At 58.9% G+C, this 21,162-nt stretch carries 17 protein-coding genes and 1 tRNA gene; 5 read left to right on the forward strand and 13 right to left on the reverse strand.

Features of this window, described 5'->3' with window-relative positions; translation table 11 throughout:
- Positions 1–88: 88 nt before the first annotated feature.
- The 6 genes from CRO46_RS13320 to lepA all read right to left on the reverse strand — a co-directional run bounded on the left by CRO46_RS13320 (position 89) and on the right by lepA (position 6,946).
- Positions 89–871: an AAA family ATPase gene (locus tag CRO46_RS13320; protein WP_179759063.1), complete on the reverse strand. Its 783-nt coding sequence runs from the start codon at positions 869–871 to the stop codon at positions 89–91.
- Between the two features lie 437 nt (positions 872–1,308).
- Positions 1,309–1,956 (reverse strand): Fic family protein, encoded by a 648-nt coding sequence (locus CRO46_RS13325; RefSeq protein ID WP_097108294.1) that lies wholly within the window; start codon positions 1,954–1,956, stop codon positions 1,309–1,311.
- Between the two features lie 360 nt (positions 1,957–2,316).
- Positions 2,317–3,069: a TIGR04255 family protein gene (locus CRO46_RS13335; RefSeq protein WP_097108296.1), complete on the reverse strand. Its 753-nt coding sequence runs from the start codon at positions 3,067–3,069 to the stop codon at positions 2,317–2,319.
- A gap of 277 nt (positions 3,070–3,346) precedes the next feature.
- Positions 3,347–4,708, reverse strand: coding sequence for a DUF6538 domain-containing protein (locus CRO46_RS13340; protein WP_143439046.1), 1,362 nt, complete (start codon positions 4,706–4,708; stop codon positions 3,347–3,349).
- Positions 4,709–4,795: 87 nt separating this feature from the next.
- A tRNA-Leu gene (locus CRO46_RS13345) sits at positions 4,796–4,882 on the reverse strand.
- 255 nt (positions 4,883–5,137) lie between these two features.
- Entirely contained in the window at positions 5,138–6,946 is a 1,809-nt protein-coding gene (gene lepA / locus CRO46_RS13350) for a translation elongation factor 4 (RefSeq protein ID WP_097108298.1), read from the reverse strand.
- A gap of 296 nt (positions 6,947–7,242) precedes the next feature.
- Between lepA and wecB the strand changes: the two genes are divergently transcribed.
- The 5 genes from wecB to CRO46_RS13375 all read left to right on the forward strand — a co-directional run bounded on the left by wecB (position 7,243) and on the right by CRO46_RS13375 (position 12,938).
- Positions 7,243–8,364 carry a non-hydrolyzing UDP-N-acetylglucosamine 2-epimerase gene (gene wecB, locus CRO46_RS13355; protein WP_097108299.1) on the forward strand — a complete coding sequence of 374 codons (1,122 nt, stop codon included), beginning with the start codon at positions 7,243–7,245 and terminating at the stop codon, positions 8,362–8,364.
- A 295-nt stretch (positions 8,365–8,659) separates the two neighbouring features.
- On the forward strand, positions 8,660–9,745 hold the full coding sequence (locus tag CRO46_RS13360) for a nucleotidyltransferase family protein (protein WP_097108300.1): 1,086 nt from the start codon (positions 8,660–8,662) through the stop codon (positions 9,743–9,745).
- Positions 9,746–9,785: 40 nt separating this feature from the next.
- A complete protein-coding gene (locus CRO46_RS13365; RefSeq protein WP_097108301.1) occupies positions 9,786–11,024 on the forward strand; it encodes a polysaccharide biosynthesis protein in 1,239 nt (412 codons plus the stop codon).
- A gap of 4 nt (positions 11,025–11,028) precedes the next feature.
- A complete protein-coding gene (locus tag CRO46_RS13370) occupies positions 11,029–12,183 on the forward strand; it encodes a DegT/DnrJ/EryC1/StrS family aminotransferase (protein ID WP_097108302.1) in 1,155 nt (384 codons plus the stop codon).
- Positions 12,180–12,938, forward strand: a complete 759-nt coding sequence (locus tag CRO46_RS13375; protein ID WP_097108303.1) for a right-handed parallel beta-helix repeat-containing protein — start codon at positions 12,180–12,182, stop codon at positions 12,936–12,938. The genes CRO46_RS13370 and CRO46_RS13375 overlap by 4 nt, the downstream gene beginning before the upstream one ends.
- Positions 12,939–12,947: 9 nt before the next feature.
- On the opposite strand, the gene CRO46_RS13380 is transcribed toward CRO46_RS13375, so the two are convergent.
- From CRO46_RS13380 to CRO46_RS13410, 7 genes are all read right to left on the reverse strand, one after another.
- The gene (locus tag CRO46_RS13380) at positions 12,948–14,585 is read right to left on the reverse strand and encodes a hypothetical protein (protein WP_097108304.1); all 1,638 of its coding nucleotides are present in this window, start codon (positions 14,583–14,585) and stop codon (positions 12,948–12,950) included.
- Positions 14,585–16,450, reverse strand: coding sequence for an ABC transporter ATP-binding protein (locus tag CRO46_RS13385; protein WP_097108305.1), 1,866 nt, complete (start codon positions 16,448–16,450; stop codon positions 14,585–14,587). Before CRO46_RS13385 ends, CRO46_RS13380 begins: the two co-directional genes overlap by 1 nt.
- 234 nt (positions 16,451–16,684) lie before the next feature.
- Positions 16,685–17,338, reverse strand: coding sequence for a hypothetical protein (locus CRO46_RS13390; RefSeq protein ID WP_097108306.1), 654 nt, complete (start codon positions 17,336–17,338; stop codon positions 16,685–16,687).
- The gene (locus tag CRO46_RS13395) at positions 17,338–18,354 is read right to left on the reverse strand and encodes a Gfo/Idh/MocA family protein (RefSeq protein WP_097108307.1); all 1,017 of its coding nucleotides are present in this window, start codon (positions 18,352–18,354) and stop codon (positions 17,338–17,340) included. The genes CRO46_RS13390 and CRO46_RS13395 overlap by 1 nt, the downstream gene beginning before the upstream one ends.
- A gap of 63 nt (positions 18,355–18,417) precedes the next feature.
- Positions 18,418–19,404: a phosphotransferase enzyme family protein gene (locus CRO46_RS13400; RefSeq protein WP_097108308.1), complete on the reverse strand. Its 987-nt coding sequence runs from the start codon at positions 19,402–19,404 to the stop codon at positions 18,418–18,420.
- Positions 19,391–20,440, reverse strand: a complete 1,050-nt coding sequence (locus CRO46_RS13405) for an N-acetylneuraminate synthase family protein (RefSeq protein ID WP_097108309.1) — start codon at positions 20,438–20,440, stop codon at positions 19,391–19,393. Before CRO46_RS13405 ends, CRO46_RS13400 begins: the two co-directional genes overlap by 14 nt.
- Positions 20,437–21,162 carry a class I SAM-dependent methyltransferase gene (locus tag CRO46_RS13410; RefSeq protein ID WP_097108310.1) on the reverse strand — a complete coding sequence of 242 codons (726 nt, stop codon included), beginning with the start codon at positions 21,160–21,162 and terminating at the stop codon, positions 20,437–20,439. The genes CRO46_RS13405 and CRO46_RS13410 overlap by 4 nt, the downstream gene beginning before the upstream one ends.

Consider the following 21,162-nt stretch of genomic DNA (forward strand, 5'->3'; position numbering starts at 1 on the left):
GCAAGCATGCCAGGAACGGGATGCTGTCGCCCGTCGAGTTCGAACGGCAGCAAGAAATGAAAACCGAGGGCGTCTAGAAAACTCGGGGCTATTCATACTTCTTGGACCGCATAGCATCGACCACTTGGTTCATTGCCTCCTCAGAGCGGTCCCTCGAAGACAGCTCTCCGAGATCCCATTCAAGCTCGCCTTCAGGTCCCTGAACGAGCTTCGCAAAGACACCGGTCGCGGCATCGCCGAACACCGCTCTCCCCTTCTCGAAGCGGATGCTGAACACTGCGCCGTTCTGAAGGTCGTGGGACTGAGGCTTCTCTAGCTTAATGACGGTGTCGAGGTTCTGGGTCATGCGAGAGCTGCCGAGATAGTCCCCAGTCTTACCGGCATGATGGACGATGATGACCGCGATCCCCCTCTGCCGCAGCTTGTTGAGGAAGGGCTGTATGGGCAGCCAGACATCATCATCACTGATGCTGCCAGACGTTACGATTGAGCAGAGGTTGTCGAAGACGACCACCTCCGCCCCCTGCTCCTCAATCACCTCTAGGTACGCTTCCTGGGCCTCTGGTTCGTGCAATTGGGGTAGTCCGTTCTCAAGCCTGATCCCGGAACACAGGGCCAACTCGTCGGGCACTCCGCTTGGGGACAATCCCTTGATCCGGTTCTGCGTATCGTATGGGTCGATCTCAGCATCGAAGTACACGACCTTCCGTTTGCTCGGCACTTCCCATCCAAAGGCGTCCTGTCCGTTTGCAATCGACGCAGCCACCGTCAGGCTAAACCATGATTTGCCGATCCCCGTGGCTCCGTAGACCATCGCTAGCGACCCTTTGCAGAGCCAGTCCCCTACGATCTTTTCGGGCTTCTGGAACATGGCATCCTGAAGGGCCGGACCAGACAGAAAGGCGGGCAACCCGTCTGTGGCGATAAAGAGCTGAGGATCAAGCATTCTGGCAACGGCGGATTCGCATGATGGTTATTTCGGCCATGTCCAAAGCGAACTGGATTACGTCGCTTTCCTTGCATGGCATGGAATTCTTTTGAAGGTAGGACCGGATGAGGTCCATCTGGTACTTCAATTCAAATTCACGTATTTTGTTGAGGTCTTTCATTTTGATTTGCCTTTCTGAGGCACGACTTTGCAACCCAAAAAGCAGGTGCCTCATGGGTGCGAAAATCTGTGCGCAAGTTGATATTCAGGGTGAATGAACCGATGGGCGATTGCCTGTAGGTTCAATAGGCCCGGTTATCGCACCCACCAAGCGCTTCGAAGCAGCGCGGGAGCCCAGTGCTACCGAACGCAATGAACTGTCAGATACAGTTCATAAGGAATCTGACCAAAGGGTCGTGATCGCCGTTTCGATAGCGTGAGATTAGATTTGAGTATGGTGGGTCCTTGGGTCTGGGGTCGATGCTCCAGCCGTTTGAAGGGTAGATGGACTGTCGACCCAAGAGCAGAAGGACAATTGCTCGCGCCATATGGCCATTACCATTGGCATATGGGTGGATTTCCAGAAAGTAGACGAACAATGCTGCCACCACTCGGCAGTATGAGACCAGCTTGTCGACTTCCGAGAACAGAGACTTAGGAGCCTTCAACTGGAAATCGATGATTGCTATGGTCTCTTCGAGCTGTCTGGAGAACTCATCCATTTCCAGCGGAACGGTAGCCGCTGGATGGCCAACTCTCGGGTCAGATGTGATGCCTACCTCGTAGTCTTTCAGGCAGCGAAAATTCTCGCCGCGATAGTGACCCACAAAATATGGAAAATCCTTAGGGGCGTACCCACGGAAGAAGTGGCCGTGGATTTGTCGAGTATCCATTGCATGAGCGAGCTGATTAGCCGGATTGCTTCCCCTGAGACTAACCAGCATCTCTCGAGTGCGAACCACTAGGTCCGACTTGTCTGCTACATCTTCGTAATCCCAGTTAGTAGGGCAATCCGGCTCCACCGCCATATTTTTAGCTTACGCTTGCCTAGGAGCTTCGGTTTTCGAGGTCAGCGAAAAAGGTTGGTGCCAGCCGATTTGCCCAATCGTCAACGCTTTCCTCGCTTCTGCTCGTAAGCCTCTGGAGAGCGGCTGCAGCTGTGTAGCGAAGATCCTCGCTTTCCACCGGTGACTGAATAGCCCTACTAAGCACCAGCTCCAAATTCACGATTGGATCAAAGTCCACGCGGCTTGGCTCACCAGAGTCCTTGTACGTTACGGAGTAGTCAGGTGTCGCGTATTCATACCAAGCTTCCGGCGAAACTGCGTATCTTCCGAAATTATACATATCAAACCCCCATTATTTCCATTTTCGATTTTTTACTCGCCTCAACCTTGCGCTCCTCTGAGATGCCGCATGAAGGTCTCTGTTATTGAGCCTTCGAAGACAGACCACTCCTCGTCGTGTAAATGATTGAGGGTCGAAATCAGTTCCTCTGTCTCGGGGCTATGGCTCCGCTTCGAGACAACGTCGATGTCGAAAATCGTTGCGCCGCCGGGTTCCGGCTCGCCAACTCGAATGTTGAGTTGTCTTCCTTCGGCATCCTCCACGCTTGCATTGAAATTGTACGGGGATCTAGAGGCGACTACAGCTTTGGGTAGGTAGTCGTTGGGCTTAAGCCAATCAGAGAGGAGAGGGAACTCTTGGGAGCGCTCTATTCGATTAATGTATCGCAGTCCAACGCGCCCAATCTTCTGCGGCTTCAAGATATCCCTGAGCTTGGGCCACAAGGATTCAACGGTTGCTCGCAGTGCTTCCCACCCAGGGTACGGTTTAAGGACGTTGAACGTCAACACATTTCCATCTTGACCTAACTGGATCAGGCTTGTCCGAGATTCATTGAAGAATCTGAGACGAGGGGAATTGATCCGGTTATGGGTAGGCTCTCCGGTCGGAGAAAATATCACCTCTATTTGTTCATCGAAGACAGTTTCCATGGTGGGAAAAAGCTCTTGAACAGCCATATAAAAGGGCAGTGGGCGCGACAGATTGAACTCGCTAGAATCCTGCCTCACGAGATGAATCTCGCACAACGCCTCCACAATGGTTGCGTTAGGATACTTCGGATTTGCGGTTTCCAACTACTCTGTCTCCCAAGTGACGGGCGCTCCCATCGAAAACACTTAGAATCCAAGCGTCACCTCGCGTCAAGAATCAGAGCAGGTGTTCGTTAACAATTGCACCTATTTGTCGCGATCAGTGGACCTAGGAGGCCAAAATTGGGCCTTGAAGTTTTCCTAAGGACTCGGTGCTCCCCACCAACCGCCGCCATCCTGAGCGCCCATTCAGCTTCCAACTGTCCTTGAACGGCCTCTGAGCCGCTCCTTGCGAACCCCCTCGGTTCGGGTCTCTTGATCCCTACAGGCTGTCCGTTTCGATCGAATGAGCCTTCAATAACGCGTCTCTCATCAGCCTAAGGTTTCTGCGCTCACTGCCGTAGCCGTCGCCAACAGCCTTGTTGGTGTGCCCCAGGATCATGTTCTGAATGGCATCAGGTACCTGAGCATACCGCATCAGATCTTTGAGTCCGTGCCTGAGGCTGTGGTTTACGTGCCGAGGGTCGTCGGTGAATAACCGGATCACCTTGTTGAGATGCTGTGATGCGTTATCGCCGCCCCGAGGCTTGCAGAACCTCCCGAAAAGCTCTTCCTTCCCGTTCGCAGCGTTCAGCGCATCCCGAGCTACGCCCAATGCAAAGCTGTCCAAGGGGACTTTCCTTTGTGAGGTCATGGTCTTCAAGGGACGCTTGTCATGAGGCTCGATCACGATATGCGGTACCTCGTGGTCGAGGACTACGTGCTTGATGAGCAGCCCACTAACCTCACCAATTCTTGCACCTGACCACTCCATTAGCAGCCAGATGTGCTTAAGGTCATGCATACCCTTGACATCAAGATGCTCGCGGACGCTTTGAACGACATTCGGCGGTAAAGCCTCTCGTTTCGCTGGTCTGTGTTTTGGGAGGTCGAGTTTGTCAAAGGGGCTGGTGCCACCACCCAGCGCAAACTCAAGGTCGGCATACTTGAACATCGCCTGAAGCGGTTTCAGGGTCCGTTCAATGTTTGCGGGAGACTTGCCAGCCCTCACCATCGCCTCAACCCATTTCTTCCCATCTTTGCGGGTGATTTGTTTTAGGAGTGGGTCCTTGCCTACTATGTCGACCAACGGCTTCAATGCCCGTTCAAGCCGTAGTAGGTTTTGCCTCTCCCGTGCAGTTCCGGCGATCTTGTCTTTGACATAGATTTTCTTCGCATCGAGCAACGTCGGCTCTGGGATCTCATCAAAGGTCAACGCTCTTATAAAAGCGACTTCCTCCGGAGGAACACCCTCATAGCCGCCGTGCTTGTTCGGGCGGTACTTCTCGAGTTCCAGTTCTCTCGTGATCTGCCGGTGTTCCCTCTCCGTCTCGTCAGCACGTTCGAGTTCAGTAGACCAGCCCATGCTTTGGATGCGCTCAATGGCTTGGTTGAAGCGATCTAAGTCTGTCGCACCAACCGGGCTGCCTTGCGGTGCCGGGGCTAGAGATTCGCGAATAAGTGTGAAGCGTTTCTCAGTCTCAGCATGGACCGGGCCATACTTTCGCATCATTTCGGCTTGGGATGTTCCCAACGGAATTTTTATTTCGCGTTTTCCGAAGACATCTCTAAGCCGTTCGGGGACCGCGCGTCGGTAGACATATCGTCCACCTACCTGCTGAACATACTTCACAACGACACCCACCTGTACCGCTCCTTGTACCGTGTTCTGTACCGAGGGGCTGGCCAAGTGTCTGAAGTCATTGAATTAATTCAAGAGCGGAAAAATAAGTGGTGCCCAGAAGAGGACTCGAACCTCCACACCGTTGCCAGTACCAGCACCTGAAGCTGGCGCGTCTACCAATTCCGCCATCTGGGCATTGGCGCGGATTTAGGGGGTCTGGGCGCTCCTGTCAACGGCAGAATGCACGGTCATATCAATTATCTCGTTTTTGCTTCCCGCCGCGGCGCACGCGGCCTGCTTTTCCGGCATTGCAGCAGCTGGCGCCAGGTCGGGCGATGCCGGCGGTGCGGGCGGTCAACCGGGGGAAACGGCCGCATTGGCGGCCGGTGGGCGGGGATGATCTGTCCTTACATCGCGGCAAGGATGGCCGACGGAAGGGCGCCGGCCGGATCAGTCGCCGATCTTCAGCGCCTCGATGAAGGCTTCCTGCGGAATGTCGACCTTGCCGAACTGGCGCATCTTCTTCTTGCCCGCCTTCTGCTTGTCGAGCAATTTGCGTTTCCGCGTGGCATCGCCGCCATAGCACTTGGCGGTGACATCCTTGCGCATCGCCGAAATCGTTTCGCGCGCCACCACCTTGCCGCCGATGGCCGCCTGGATCGGGATCTTGAACATGTGCCGCGGGATCAGGTCCTTGAGCTTTTCGCACATGGCACGGCCGCGCTTTTCCGCTGCCGAGCGGTGCACCAGCATCGACAGCGCGTCCACCGGCTCGTCATTGACCAGGATCGACATCCGCACCAGGTCGCCGGCCTCGTGCCCGGTGATCTGGTAGTCGAAGCTGGCATAACCCTTGGAAATCGATTTTAGCCGGTCGTAGAAGTCGAACACGACTTCGTTGAGCGGCAGCTGGTAGGTCACCATTGCCCGCTTGCCGACGTAGCTCAGGTCGGTCTGGATGCCGCGCCGGTCCTGGCACAGTTTCAGGATCGCGCCGAGATATTCGTCCGGTGTCAGGATGGTGGCCTTGATCCACGGCTCCTCGATGCTCGAGATCTTGACCACGTCCGGCATGTCGGCGGGGTTGTGCAGTTCCAGCACCTCGCCATTGGTCATGTTCATCCGGTAGACCACCGACGGGGCGGTGGCAATCAGGTCGAGGTCGAACTCGCGCTCAAGACGCTCCTGGATGATTTCCAGGTGCAGCAGGCCGAGAAAGCCGCAGCGGAAGCCGAAGCCGAGCGCTGCCGAGGTTTCCATTTCAAACGAGAACGAGGCGTCGTTGAGCCTGAGCTTGCCCATGGCCGCGCGCAGATCCTCGAAATCCGCCGCATCGACCGGGAACAACCCGCAAAACACCACCGGCTGGGCCGGTTTGAAGCCCGGGAGAGGTTCCGCGGTCGGGCGCTTCTCCTCGGTGATGGTGTCGCCCACCCTTGTGTCGGCCACTTCCTTGATGGAGGCGGTGATGAAGCCGATCTCGCCCGGCCCGAGCGTGTCGACGGTCACGAGCTTCGGCGTGATGATGCCGATCCGCTCCACCGTGTAGCGGGCGTCGGTGCCCATCAGCCGGATCTGCTGTCCCTTCCTCATCTCGCCGTTGATCACGCGCACCAGCACGATGACGCCGAGATAGGTGTCATACCAGCTGTCGACCAGCATGGCTTTCAGCGGATCCTTGGCATCGCCACCCTTGGGCGCGGGAAGCCGGGTGACGATGGCTTCCAGCACGTCGGGAATGCCGATACCGGACTTGGCCGAGATCATCACGGCGTCCGAGGCATCCAGGCCAATCACTTCCTCGATCTGTTCCTTGATGCGGTCAGGCTCAGCCGCCGGCAGGTCGATCTTGTTGAGCACCGGCACGATCTCGTGGTCGGCATCGAGCGCCGCGTAGACATTGGCCAGCGTCTGCGCTTCCACCCCTTGCGAGGCGTCCACCACCAGAAGCGAGCCTTCGCAGGCCCTGAGCGAGCGCGAGACTTCGTAGGCGAAGTCGACATGGCCGGGCGTGTCGATCAGGTTGAGCACATATTTTTCGCCATCCTTGGCGGTATAGTGCAGCCGCACCGTCTGCGCCTTGATGGTGATGCCGCGCTCCTTCTCGATGTCCATCGAGTCGAGCACCTGCTTGCTCATTTCACGTTCGGCAAGTCCGCCGCAGGTCTGGATCAGCCTGTCGGCAAGCGTGGATTTGCCGTGGTCGATGTGTGCCACGATCGAAAAATTGCGGATATGGGAGAGCGGGGTGTTTGTCATAGCCCGCGATTTAGCAGGACTGCGGAAAAAGGCAATCGCGGAAACCGCTGGACGGCGCGGCGCGACCCCTGGAACCGGTGTCTCCATCCGGAAACGGCAAGACTGCCCATTATCGTTGATCCACGCAGAAAGATGATCGCGCCGCCCGGCACGCCCAATTCGGATCTGAGGCTTTTTCAGTTGCATACTTGCAAGGCAGGGATCGGGCGTGAAACAAGGAGCAGCCGCAGCACCGGGCCGGCTACACTGGCCCGCAACTTCGGTCAGGCAGCCAAACGACAGCCCCGGGGGTACCCATGCTCAAGATTATGACCATCGTCGGAACGCGTCCGGAAATCATCCGGCTGTCCCGGGTCATCGCCAAATTCGATCAGCATTTCGAACACGTGCTGGTCCACTCCGGCCAGAACTACGACTACGAACTCAACGAGATCTTCTTCGGGCAGCTGAACATTCGGCGTCCCGACGAGTTCTTGGAGGCCGCGGGTCAGAGCAGCGCCGAGACGATTGCAAATGTGATTGTCAAGTCGGATGCGGCGCTGGAGCGGCACAAGCCGGACGCCGTCCTGCTGCTGGGGGACACCAACAGCTGCATTTCGGCGATCTCCGCAAAACGGCGCAAGATACCGGTTTTTCACATGGAAGCCGGAAATCGCTGCTTCGACCAGCGGGTTCCTGAAGAGATCAATCGCAAGATCGTCGACAACGTCTCGGACATAAACCTGACCTACAGCCAGATCGCGCGCCAGTATCTGTTGCGCGAAGGCTTCCCCCCTGATCAGGTCATCGTCACCGGAAGCCCGATGGGAGAGGTGATCGAGCATTACCGTGAGGACATCCGGAAATCCGATATAATTGCGCAACTCGGCCTGGAGCAGGGCCGCTACTTCGTCATTAGCGCGCATCGCGAGGAGAATGTCGACGCTCCTGAACGGCTCTCGGCGCTCATTGAAATCGTCAATGGATTGGCCAAGCGCAACGGCGAGCCGGTGATCGTTTCCACCCATCCGCGCACGCGCAACCGGCTGGATGCGATCGGCCTGACGGCGCATCCGCTGGTAAGGTTCGAAAAGCCCTTCGGATTCCTCGACTACATCCAGTTGCAGGTACAGGCGCGCGCCGTGCTGTCTGACAGCGGGACCATCACCGAGGAGAGTGCGATCCTGAATTTTCCGGCGCTTAACCTGCGTGAAGTGCATGAACGCCCGGAAGGCTTCGAGGAAGCGTCTGTGATGATGGTCGGGCTCGACCCCGTCCGGATCATGCAGGCGCTAGAGATTCTTGAGAAACAGCCTCGCGGCGATAACCGCAGCCTGAGAATACCGAATGACTACACGCCTACCAATGTATCCGACAAGATTGTCCGGATCGTCATGAGCTACACAGATTATGTCAATCGGCGGGTCTGGCACCGCTGACAATGCGGCGCTGCCGGCCCCCGACGGGCCACGCCGGCCGTGGGGCGGCGGTTGCGCTCTCGTCGCCGGGCGTTTGCCTCGATCTCTGCCTTGCTACTGACCGTCGTGTACCATTTTGCATGTGGAGAGAGCGGTAAGAAAAGGGGTGGCAAGTCGAACAGGTTGAATGTATTGAGTGCTTTCTGCATTCAGACCCTCTCGGGGCCATCTGCGTCTCCGCTGGGGGGCCCGCTGCAGACCGGAAATTTAAGGGGTGGGGCGCTTCGCTGGCGCCAAGGCTAGCTAGGTGAAAGCCGTGTATGTTGACATAGAAAAAGTTCTGTTGCTTCCAGACCAGCCGATGCGCGCCGCGATCGAGGCAATCGATACCAGCGGTTTGAAAATCGCAATCATCATTGATGGGGAGCGGCGCCTCCTGGGGATTGTGACGGACGGCGATATCCGGCGGACGCTGTTGCAAGGTCATGGCCTTGAGACACCTATCCGGGAATTCATGCAGGCAAAACCGCGAACCGCTCATTGGGGGTCCGACAAGCAGGTTCTGTTGAGCCGGTTGCGGCATGAACAGATTCTCCACATGCCGATTGTCGATGATGAAGGGCGCGTCCGCGACCTTGCCTATCTCCCGATGCTCGAGCAGCAGACCAGCCACGTCAACGAGGTGGTGATCATGGCCGGTGGATTGGGGACCCGTCTTCGTCCGCTGACGGAGAAGGTCCCCAAGCCGCTGATTTCGGTGGGTGGTCGTCCCCTTATCGACACGATCGTCGACCGGCTTGTGGCGCAGGGCCTGTCCAACATCACTCTTTGCGTGAATTACCTCGGCCATATGCTCGAAGAGCACCTGGGTGACGGATCGCGCTATGGCGCGAGGTTCACCTTCGTGCGCGAGAACAAGCGCATGGGGACAGCTGGTGCCCTCTCTCTGCTCGACAATCGGCCGAAAACCTCGTTCTTTGTCATGAACGGCGATATTCTGACCTCTGTCGACTTGATGGCGATGCGCAGTTTCCACCACGAAAACAACTCGGTGGCGACCATGGCAGTCAACAACTTCAGTTATGAGGTCCCCTTCGGTGTCGTTGATGTCCGTGACCGGCGCATCACCGGGCTGAGTGAAAAGCCGCAATGCAACTTCCTGGTCAACGCAGGTATCTACCTGTTTGAGCCGGAGGTGCTTGATCATGTCCCGTCTGACGAGTTTTTCGACATGAACAGCTTCTTTGATCGCCTGATCGATCTGGACAAGCCGATTGTCGCGTTCCCGGTGCGCGAACACTGGCTCGACATTGGTCGGCCGGACGATCTCGAGCGCGCCAACAACACATTCTCCGCCGTGGACGGAGGAAAGGGATCCCCGGACACCGGCTCCAGCACTTGAGCGCACACGTTGACGTGAACACAAAGCAATAGGTGAATTCGTGCCGAACACACTTGCCAGTCTCGCCACCGGGCGATCGATGCCACTGTTTTCCGATGACCTCCGGAAGTTTGCGAGTACGCTGGAGGAAAGGGTCAAGGGGCGTCGGATTCTGGCGATCGGCGCAGCCGGCTCCATCGGCTCTTCGACGGTTGAAGTGCTTGCGGGCTATGAGCCGGCATCCTTGCATGTGGTCGACCAGAATGAAAACGAGCTTGCCGAACTGGTGCGAACGCTGCGTTCGCGTGAACAGGTGCTCGCCGTTGATGATTTCCGGACCCTGCCGCTTGATTATGGCTCTCCGGCAATGCGGCTGCTTATTCACGAGCAGGCGCCCTATGACATCGTTCTCAACTTCGCCGCCATCAAGCATGTCCGCTCGGAGAAGGACGTCTTCTCGATGTTGCAGATGTTTGACACCAATTTCCGCAAGCAGGCACAATTGCTGCGCTGGTTGAAGGAGACCGGATTCTCGGGGCGCTTCTTCTCGGTTTCGACGGACAAGGCCGCAAACCCCAGCTCCTTCATGGGCGCCAGCAAACGGCTGATGGAACACGTCATGTTCAGCGGCGAGGCGGCCGAAGGACTGGAAGCGACCATTACCTCCGCGCGCTTTGCCAATGTGGCGTTCTCCAACGGATCGCTGCTACAGAGTTTCGAGCGGCGACTGCAACAAGGCCAGCCGCTTGCCGCGCCGCGCGATACCCGCCGCTATTTCGTCTCGCTCGAAGAATCCGGGCAGCTCTGCACCTTGGCATCCATCTGCGGACCGGATCAGCACATCATTGTGCCGAAGCTCAATCCGGATGAACACCTGCTTCTGCTTGAGCGCATGGCAAGCGGCTTTCTCGAGAAATCCGGCTTCAAGCCGGAAATCATGACCGACGAAGCCGAGGCGCGGGCATCGGTCGGAAAGCTTCGCGCCGAAGGCCGCTGGCCGCTGTTGCTGACGCCGCTCGATACAGCCGGCGAAAAGCCCTACGAGGAATTCATCGCCGAAGGCGAAACTGCGCTGGACGTGGGGTTCAACGAGTTGATGGCGATCGCCTACAAGCCGGCCGAGAACGGGCTTGTCTCGGCATTGATCGATGACGTCGAGGCGATTTTCCGTGAAGGTGCTACCGCTGCGCGCCCGCCGAGTATAGACAAGGATCAGCTCAAGAACCTGGTTGCGCGGATCGAGCCGTCCTTTCTCACGACCCACAAATCCAGCGATAAATCACTCGATCTTAGAGTATGAGCCGATGATCCCCTTAGCAGTCCCGAACCTTGCCGGCCGCGAGGCAGAGTACCTCCAGGAATGCATCACATCGACCTTCGTATCGACAGTCGGCCCCTTCGTGGGACGCTTCGAGGAAATGGTGGCTGAAGCTTCAGGCGCCAAATACGCGGTCGCGACCTCCGCCGGAACGACGGCCCTGCATGCCGCCCTCGTTGCCTCGGGCGTGGGACACGGTGATCTGGTGATCGCGCCGTCCTTCACCTTCATTGCCTCGGTAGCAGCGATTGCCCATTGCGGGGCCCGGCCATGGCTCTTTGATGTGGCTGCCGGAAGCTGGACTCTCGATCCCCAACTGCTCGCCGCCACGCTCGAAGCCGAAACCGAACGGGCAGAAGACGGCAGCCTGCGCCACAGCGCAACCGGCCAGCGCGTTGCCGCCATTCTTCCCGTCTACACGCTTGGCATCCCTGCAGACATGGATCCGATCATCGCACTGGCTGAACGCTATCAGCTTCCGGTGGTCGCCGATGCCGCGGCGGCGCTGGGGACCGGTTACAAGAACCGGCCTTCCGGATCACTGGGTGCCGACTTCACCATGTTCTCCTTCAATGGCAACAAGACGGTGACTGCAGGTGGCGGCGGAGCCATCGTCACCGATGACGAAGCCAAGGCGAAGCTGTTCCGCCACCTGACCACAACGGCTCGGGTGGGGGCAGACTACGATCACGACATGGTCGGCTTCAACTACCGCATGACCAATATCCAGGCCGCGGTCGGTTGCGCCCAGATGGAAAACCTGGACCTGTTTCTCAATGCCAAGCGGCGCATCGCCATCGCCTATCGCGACGCATTCGCCGACCTCGACACGGTTGAGCCGTTCCCCGACCCTGACTACGTCCGCAACGGCCACTGGTTCGCAGGCGTTGTGCTCCGCCCGGATTTTGCCCGGCATCTGCCCGACCTGCGCGGACGTCTGCGCGAGGCGGGAATCGACGCAAGGCCGTTCTGGAAGCCCGCTCACCTGCAGGCACCCTATGCAACGGCACCTGCGACTCCGATGCCCGTCAGTGATGAAATCTGGCCCAGGGTCTTGACCCTGCCCTGTTCCACAGGGTTGAGTGATGCCGACCAGGCCAAGGTCATCGAAATCACACGGGACGAGATACGCAAGCTATGAGCAAGTATCCGGAGAACCTGGTTCTGTATGCAACGACCGGGATAATCTTCGCGGTCGGTGTCGGCACGTATTCGGCGCTGGCGCCGATCGCCGACTTGCTTGAATCCGCAGACACCGGGCTTTCCTCGATCGACAGATCGCTTGCTACGATCGCGATGGCGATTTCGCCGGTCGACAAGAACCGGTCGCCCTACCAGAACAGGCTGAAGGATGGCTGTTATCAGGTGTTCGGCCCGGCGATTCTCGATCGGCCGGGCTGCTATACGGTGCAGGAAGACATCACCTTTGAAAAGGATACCGAGTACCTCGTCTATATAAAGGCTTCCGATGTCACTGTTGATCTCAACGGCAAGACCGTCTCAGGCACAGGCCAGTCAAGTGTGCAGTCAGGCATCTACATCGAGAGCGGCGATAACGTTAAGATCAAAAACGGTACGGTAAAGGGTTTCATGTTCGGGATCCGTGGCGAGGAAGGCATCGACGGAGAGCCGCTGGGTTCGGTGATCGTCGAGAATGTCCGCGTGGCCGATGCGTCGCTGATCGGCATCAAGGTGGTTTCGAGCAAGGTATCATTGCGCGGCACCGTCGTGACCTCGTCGGACGGACCCGAACCGAAGAAGTACGATTATCTGTTCGATTATCTCATCGAGGCCGACGAGTGTCACCTCAAGCCAGCGGGCAATGCGCCTCTGCTCGACGCTGCCACGCCAGATCCGCGGGTCAGGCTACCGGCCGATTGCGTCATTGACGGGTAAGTTCCGCTATCAAGACAGCTTTTTCAGGCGGTAGTTGCCCGCATGGGTGGGCGTGGTCCTGCCCTTGTAGGTCCGGCGGACCTCAAGAAGCGTATCGCGAAGGCGCTCCTTGAATTTACCATCCGTGAGGCCCCATTCGCTCGCGTCCGCGGCCGCGGCGGACCTGATCTCGTCAAGGCCGCCCGGCAGCAGCATTGTTTCAAGCGCCTGCTGGAACGCCTCCACCGACGTCACCTCGAGGCAGCCGTGCGCCGAGGAAAAGTCTCCGTAATCGTACCGGTAGGTATCATAATTGAGGACCGGGATCCCAAGCGCCAGCGCCCAGCGGATCGTCGTGGAAATGCAGGCAATATAGAGATCGCAGGCTGGCAGAATGCCGTCGAGACTGCGGTTTGCCAGCCTGACCCGCCCTTTCAGGTAGGGCGCAAACACCTCCGCCTTCATGCGGGGATGCCGGACAGCGAGGACGTTCGCTCGATCGGTGACCGCCTCGAGGGCGGCGAACCATTGCCGGCAGAGTTCCTCGTAGGACCGGAATTCGAACCCCTCTGTCGCTGCCGTGTACTGGTCCGGTGGCAGGCCGCAGATTACCAGCGGCTTGTCTGCCGAAAAGCCGTACTCTGCGTCGAGCATCCGGCGCAACTCGTCCTTGCGCAAGGCGATCTCGTGGAGGCTGTCCTCGGTCGCCCCGCCGATCACCTTGAGCTTCTGCGAAAAGAACCCGAGCTTCTCGTAGTGTTTCACCGATGCCCTGCTTTCCAGCAGGATTGCCTCCGCATAGCCGGCGTTCAGGATCCACGGCTGCGGGCAGTGCTGACCTCGCATCCATCTGACGAAGACTGCGTTTCCAGGCAGCCGCAGCAGCCGCTTGCCGTCATATTCGAGGATCCACCGAGGTGCGAAATATCGAATGACCCGCCCGGTTAAGCTATCGGCGGAATGCTGCGGGTTGTCGAAATAATAGCGCGCCGGTTCGGCGGGATTGGGAATGTAGTCCGGGAGGACGACGTAGGGGATGCTGCGCTGCCGCGCCATGTGCGAAACCAGCCCGGTCAGGCCCTCGGCATTGTCCTCGAGAAGGACGATCAGATCTGGGTTCCGGGAGAACAGCCGTTCGGCCAGATAGTCGCGCCACAGCGTCTCCGAAAACACCGCATAGGCCAAGGACTGGCGCTTGTAAAAGCTCCAGATCTTGCTGCAGGTCCGCACGATGAAGCCCAGCGCCGCCGGGGGACTCAGCTTGCGGAGGATCGACAGCAAGGCGCGCAGCACTTTTTCGAAACCGGCAACAACCCGCGGGTGTTTCCGGAGAAATTTCGAGGGTCGCAGGAATGTCATCTTGTGCCTGCGGGCGAACCTGCGCAGACCTCGTTCCGCGTAATAGGTCAGGTAGAGGGGCGACAGCAGGATCTTGGCGAGGATGCGTCCCGCCCGTGAGCCGAGCGCAGCGGCCCCTTTGACAAAACTTCGGATGTAGGAAAGCAAGGACTCGCTGCCGCCAGCCTCGCCTTTCTTGTCGTCATCGGTTTCCTCAAGGCCGGCCTCAACCGATTCCACGACCACGTCACTCGTTCCGGCGACCGCGCTACGGACCGTGTCTATGTATTTCCGTTGATGCGCCGCATTGGTGAAAACGACGATCTTCATCAGGAGCGCGCCATGGTTTCCACTGGCCCCGCCATGTCCCGGTAGAATTCGTTCTCCGCCAGCAGCGTGTCATGATCGCCGCTGGCCACCACTCGTCCGTCCCTCAGGACCAGCACCCGATCGGCGCCGCGGATCGTCTTCGGCCGGTGCGCAATGGCGATGATGGTGTGGTTGTCGCTGTGCAGTTTCGTAATGCTCTCTGCGATCCGCTGCTCCGTTTCGGCATCCAGCTGACTGGTCACTTCGTCAAGCAGGATGACGGGCGTGCGGTGATAGAAGGCGCGGGCCAGGGCCAGGCGCTGCCGCTCACCGCCCGACAGGTTCGAACCGAACTCTCCCAGCGGGGAATCGAGCCCCTCGGGCATGCGCCTGACGAAATCGGCGGCCACCGCGTTTTCGAGCGCAACCCAGATACGGCCGTCGTCGGGTTCATCGGTCTTGCCGAAGTGAATGTTCTCGCGAACCGTCGCGTTGAAGATCGGGACATCCTGGCTGACGATGCAGAGCTGGTCCCACCACGACCGGATCTTCAGGTCATTGAGCGGGTGACCGTTGATCGATATCTCGCCCTGGTCCGGTCGCCGCAGCCGCGACAGCAGATGGAAGATCGTCGACTTGCCGGAGCCGGAGGGGCCGACTATGGCCAGGAACTCGCCGGGCCGGACGCTGAAGTCCAGATCCTTCACGCCTGCCCGGGAGCCGGGATATTCGAACGAGACATCACTGAAGGTGATCTCCTGGGCGGCCCTCGGAAGCACGATCTCGCCGTCAGTGTCACGGTTCCGGGCAGCTTCCTTGAGAAAGAAATCCATTTTGCGAACCGGATCTGCATGGATGGAAAAGTGCATGCGGGCGATGTGGGCCACGCTGAAGGGACCGAGCATGCGTGCGGAGGCAACCAGAAACAGCAGCAGAACGCCGAGCAGCGCCTGGGCCTGGTCGGGGCTTGCGAAGCTTGCCATCAGCACGAGGCCGCAGACGAGAACCCCCGAAAGGGTGGCGAAGAACGGGTAGGTCGCGTTCTGCACCGCGATCGTCTGCGTCTGCACGCCGCGAAGCCGCTCCAGAAGCTTGTTGATGCGGGTGAGAAACGTGTCGGTGGCGTTGAAGATCCTGATCGTTCTCTTGTTGTTGACCGCCTCGAAATAGGCTTGCGTGAAGTCGCGTTGCGATTCCGTCATTTCCATGTCCAGCCGGCTGGCAAGCGGACCGGTCAGGCGCTTGAACAGGATCGACCCGATGATGACGAACCCGGCCAGCCCCATCAGCGCCGACGGCGTAATCGCGATGAACAGGGCCAGCATGATGATGATGGTGATCGCTGCCGCTGTGCCCTGGATCAGGAAACGAAGTGCGAGGCCGGCGCGTGCCGGAAACGAGGCGGTGTAGTTGCCGATGTCACCGGTCGATATGCCTTCCGCGAAGGACAGCCGGCTTTCCATCATCGCCGCGAACGCGCGCATTCTCAAATCGCGCTCGAGCCGCAGGGGCAGGATGTAGATCATCACCTCGGTGAAATACTGGACTGCGGACTTGACCAGGATGATCCCGAGCAGGATGACGGCAACCCAGCGCAGCCTGACTTCGGGTTCAAATGGCAGCAGCAGTTGCCCGACGGAGTCGAGCACCGGAACGCCGGCGAAGATGCTGTCGGATGAAAAGGATTGAAGCAGCGGCACGATGAGCATGATGGAGAAGCTCTCGGTGGCCGCATTGATGATCGCAAGGAGAATGTAGCCGAAGACAAAGCCCCGATGCCCTTCAGCCAGCCGGAGCGTCAGCAGCACGACTTCCAGGGTGCCTCGAATGGATGCCAGCTTTGCGGAAACCTTGTTCCGGAGCCGTTTTGCGGTCTGGCCGAGCATTCACCTGTCCATCAGTTGTGTTTCATTGACCAGCAAGCCCGGATAACGTGATGCGGACCAATGGTATTGCGCCCTGACCGGGACCGCACTCATACATGGTCTGTGAAACGACTTCCAGAGTGTTCTAGGCTTTGTTGTCACTTCGCCCCCGGGGGCTTGGCCGATGTCGGAGACCTCGGCGTGTCCGACATGTTGACCATTCGGATCCGGCTTGTGCGGCCGGCAGCGCAGGCTCTACTGGGCGAGCCAGGCCAGCGTCTGCGCGAGCGTTGCCGTGTCCTGTTCGAGCCCGGCGATGTCGCCCAGCGCGGATCCCCTGGCCCGCAAGCGCAACTCGATCCCGTGGGCGCGGGCGTCGGCAATGGCATCGGCCCATTTCTCCGAGCGTGCCGGCGCGGTGCTGGAAAACCCTGCGGGAATATAGTCGGCCCGGAAATGATTGATCGCCGGGCCGCCTTCACGCCGCCGGTACCGGGCGTCGGTTCCCATCAGCAGGATGCGGTCGTGGCCCATGCTCCAAAGCAGTTGCAGGCTCGAGGCGCCGACATTGCCGTAGTCGGCGATCTGGCCGTCGTGAACGCCAAAGGCTGTTTCGGCCGGGCTGACGAAATTCACCCGCGGGTCCTTGCGCGCCGCCTCGCACTGCGCAAACAGGTGGTGCAGCCAGATCCTCTCAAGCCCTTCGAAGGCAAGGATGCTTTCCGTATCATCGATCACCAGTGCGGCCGTGGCGGCGTTTGTGCAGGCGTAGTAGCAGGGCGTGAAGCCCCAGTCCTGCCAGGCGATGAACGAGCGGTTGAAGGCAATGGCGGGCAGTCCGGCCAGTTCGCAGAGTTCTCCGCTGTCGAGGCTCGGACCGCTGCCGATCAGCACCGCTCCCGCAGCCATCAGGCGATCGGAAGCGCCAAGTCCGAGGGCAGCTCTTCCTTGCGCAGGTCTATGGTGATGCCGCCGCGCGCGTTGGAAACATGAGCCGCGATCAGCAGCTTCATCGCCAGCAGCCCGTCCTGTCCGTTGGGGAAATCCTCGCCCTTGAGAAGGCTTTCCAGCACCGCCCGGGTCGGCGCTACCGCGTCGGCCGGCGTGATCGTGCGCTCGCCCTTGTCATAGGGCATGCCGTAGCGGGTGGTTGGCTGGCTCCGGTGTTCGGGATGCCGCGCGACGTAATGCATCGAGCCGTCGAGCTCATCGATGGTGATGCGGCCGTTGCGGCAATTGTAGGTCACCTGCATGCCGTGGCCCTGGTCGGAGGAGCAGTCCATGTAGAAGCGCTTGCCCGACGGTGTTTCAAGCCGGATGCTGCCCGCCGCGTCCTTGAACTGCGGGCCGCGCGGATTGGGCAGGTTGTCGTCGGAGAACCAGGCACTGACCAGCACCGGTTCCTCGTCCGTCATGTAACGGAACATCTCGAAATAATGCGTTCCGTTCATCGCCATGCCGAAATTGCCGGCGCTGACGATCACGCTGCCGATGCCGCCGAATTCCGGCGACGCGGCCATGTACTTGGGAACGGTGTACTGTTCCATCGAGCGCATCTGGTGATTGACGGCGAGCTCGACCCCGGCCGCCTGGCAGGCGTCGACCATATCCTGGCACTCGTCGAGGCTGACCGCCATCGGTTTCTCGCACAGGATTTTCCGCGCGCCGTTCTGGGCGGCCTTGATCACCAGCTCGCGATGGCTCGGCGCGGTGGTGGCGACCACCAGCAGCTCCGGCCTGATTTTTTCGATCAGTTCCTCGCCGGAAGCGAACCGATTCTCGGGCGCGACATCATACTCTTCGCCCGCGGTTGCGCAGGCATCGGCATTCAGATCGCTGATCGCCGTGATGTCGAGACCGCATTGGCGAAGCACCGTCGCCTGCCGCATGCCCATTCGTCCAAGTCCGATGAGTGCTGTTTTCATGAATTGATCCGGGCCTTTGAATGTTTGAAGGTGGGTTCGGAATAAAGCTTGTGGCCGATGGCGTCAAATGAGCAAACCATCAAAAGCTCTGCCGATGATTTCGCCCCACTGCGGCCAATCGTCCAGTAGTGCTAAGAACTTATCTCTCTCGTCACGCCATGCCGGGTTTTCAGGGTCTTTCGACAACTCGAGAACGGTCAACGCATGATAACAGCGGCACAGGCCAACATGAGTGATATCGCACGCACTGATCGCGTGAGTCCCGTCCGAAGCGTTTGCATAACCGGTCAGCAGCGCGCGCACCCTGATCTCGCTTGGAGCCGGTGAAAGACAAAATCGTTCCAGGCTTGCTGCAATGTCGATCAGCGGAGAAGAGCGGGTGTCGACCGCGTCTTCGAAGTCAATGAATGCCACGACTTCCGAGCCCTCAAATATGACATTCCCTCGATGAATGTCATTGTGGGCTATCTGGCTCTTCGTCCGCGCGAGAGCATCACTCGCCCGGGACAGCGCCAGGAGATAATCCGCGGCGTGGTCGGCATTGCGGGCCAGCCGCAGACGGTCTGCCCAGATGTCCAAGAGGTGCTGCCCAGGCGCGTTCGGTTGTGGCAGGTTCCGCATTTTGCTGTGAAGCAGCGCGAGCGCACCACCCAGGTTTGCCAGCCCCTTCAAGCTATCGTCATAAAAGGCCGGTTCTATCCATGGGTAGAGGAAAAGGCTCAAACCATCCTCTTTTCGTGTCCGTTCTGCGGCAAGCGTCGCGGCTCCGAGCCGGTTGAGTTGAGAAGACAGTTCTGCCGCCTTGTGTTCCCTTGTCGCCCGTTCGCCCGACTTGACCTTTGCAAACAGCAGCCGGCCATCTGCAAGCGTAAGCCGATAGTAACCGGCATCGGCGGTGCTGCATCCGTTCGCAGCCTTTTCCACTCTTTCGATGGGAAGGTCGGCAAAGACATTCGAAAGCCATTTGCCGTCAACCGGAGAAAAGCGCAACGGGATCGGATCATGGCCCGGATGGGCAGGCGCGTTGAAGTCGGTTTCAGAGGTCATCATCTTGCAGCGGTTGCCCGGCGGGGACAAATCTGTGCACCGGCCTTCCGTCCAGGCTGTCCCAGTTTTCGCTTCCAATGCCCAGCGGCGGAAATGCGAATCGGACGTTGCTTCGCGTGATAGGGGTTCCTGCGGGAAGGTCGACAGCAGCCACGACGCACATACGGTCCGGCGGGCGCGGCCTGTCTGCCGGCAGGACGCGCTCTCGTGATCCCAGCGACTGGTGAAAGAGTTCGATCTTTTCTAGTGCATTTCCGACCTGAGAGATCGGCAGGGCATGGGCGATGTCGATGTCGTTTTCGGTCCGGTCGAGGCAGACCCCTTTCTCGATGACATCGGCTCCGCGTGCAGCGGCAACCAGCATCATGTCAATGCCCATGAAGTGATCCGACAGCCCGTCATAACAATCGTGGTTTTCGCCCAACGCCGTCATCATGTTGAGATTGAATGTGTTGACCGGGGCCGGTGGGCCGGGTGGACTGTGTTCGATGATCAGAACTTTGACACCTGCATCGCGGGCCCAGCCAACGGCGCGCTCTATCTCGTTCATCGTCGAGCGCCCCGTATCGATTATCAGCGGCAGTCCGGTCGAAGCGGCATCCCGAATCAACGGTGCATGCGTGATGTTGCTGCTGGGTATCTTCAGGGCGGCAGAATCGAGTTCGAGCGCCAGGGCGATGCCCGCCTCGTCGTAAACGCTCAGGACGAGTTCCAAACCCTTGTCCCTTGCCTCGGAATAGATCCGCCTGAAGGTTTCCAGCGGCACCACATGCCGCTCAATCACTGCGCGATAGTTTTCCGTCCTTACACCTTTTCCGGGGACGTAGTATCCCGTGTCTCCCATTGGCAGGCAAATTTCCGCATCGTGCAGAATGGCGCCCTTGAGCGTGGTGACGCCGAGCGATGCAAGCTCGTTCACGAGCCGGCGAGCCCCGTCTGTGTCATTCTTGAAGTAGACATCGATATCGGGAAGAAACAGCGGCAATTCTCCCGCGCCGATATACTGGCTGCCGATTTTCTGTTTCGGCTTGTTGCTCACCGCTCCGCTCCGCTGTCTGATCCGATCGTCAGGGTCAGCAATTCGAGATTGAGGGGCATGATGCCATTGCGGAAGTTGCGCTCTCCCGTGTCGCCAGGCTCGGTCCAGGAGCGTATTGGATCCTGTTGCGGCTCGAGATCAAATGGCAACACGAATTTCTCGAAGGTGTGCGCCGGCACCCTTGGCTGTCCCGCCAGAAACGCGGCTATGCTCGCCTTGGAAAACAGGTTGTAACCAGGATGCCAGTCATCCTCGAAACGTTCCGCATATCGCCAGTGGATACGTGCGTCGACAGGATAGTCGTTGAACAGCCCGGTGATGAACACCCGGCCACCGGGACGAGCGACGCGAATGCATTCGGCGAAGGACGGCCGGAAATCCTCGAAAATGCTGTGTGTTCCTGTCAAAAATACCGCATCGAAAGCCTGGTCATTCAGAGCATCCATGCTGTTGGCGTCACCGTGATGCAGTTTGATGGCAGCCGCCTTGGCGTTGCCGATCTGCACAAGCTCCCTATCGTATTCCAGTCCTTCGCATGTGGCATTCGGAAACCGGCTCGCGGCATATCTGAGAAAATCGCCGGTTGCGGCGCCCACGTCGAGGATGCTGCCGCAGGCAATGCCGGTGTCCGCAAGCTTGTTGCAAAGCCAGACGAACATGTGCTTTGGTTGCGCTGCTTCCGGTCCGCTGTAGACCTCGGTTCTCTTGTAGTCCGACACCAT

The organism is Parahoeflea halophila, assembly GCF_900220985.1.
GTDB classification, from domain to species: domain Bacteria; phylum Pseudomonadota; class Alphaproteobacteria; order Rhizobiales; family Rhizobiaceae; genus Hoeflea; species Hoeflea halophila.

Coding starts and splice junctions, on each gene's coding strand:
- CRO46_RS13320 (WP_179759063.1), bottom strand. CDS start 871: ATGTTCCAGAAGCCCGAAAAGATCGTAGGGGACTGGCTCTGCAAAGGG.
- CRO46_RS13325 (WP_097108294.1), bottom strand. CDS start 1,956: ATGGCGGTGGAGCCGGATTGCCCTACTAACTGGGATTACGAAGATGTA.
- lepA (WP_097108298.1), bottom strand. CDS start 6,946: ATGACAAACACCCCGCTCTCCCATATCCGCAATTTTTCGATCGTGGCA.
- wecB (WP_097108299.1), top strand. CDS start 7,243: ATGCTCAAGATTATGACCATCGTCGGAACGCGTCCGGAAATCATCCGG.
- CRO46_RS13370 (WP_097108302.1), top strand. CDS start 11,029: ATGATCCCCTTAGCAGTCCCGAACCTTGCCGGCCGCGAGGCAGAGTAC.
- CRO46_RS13375 (WP_097108303.1), top strand. CDS start 12,180: ATGAGCAAGTATCCGGAGAACCTGGTTCTGTATGCAACGACCGGGATA.
- CRO46_RS13380 (WP_097108304.1), bottom strand. CDS start 14,585: ATGAAGATCGTCGTTTTCACCAATGCGGCGCATCAACGGAAATACATA.
- CRO46_RS13385 (WP_097108305.1), bottom strand. CDS start 16,450: ATGCTCGGCCAGACCGCAAAACGGCTCCGGAACAAGGTTTCCGCAAAG.
- CRO46_RS13390 (WP_097108306.1), bottom strand. CDS start 17,338: ATGGCTGCGGGAGCGGTGCTGATCGGCAGCGGTCCGAGCCTCGACAGC.
- CRO46_RS13395 (WP_097108307.1), bottom strand. CDS start 18,354: ATGAAAACAGCACTCATCGGACTTGGACGAATGGGCATGCGGCAGGCG.
- CRO46_RS13400 (WP_097108308.1), bottom strand. CDS start 19,404: ATGATGACCTCTGAAACCGACTTCAACGCGCCTGCCCATCCGGGCCAT.
- CRO46_RS13410 (WP_097108310.1), bottom strand. CDS start 21,162: ATGGTGTCGGACTACAAGAGAACCGAGGTCTACAGCGGACCGGAAGCA.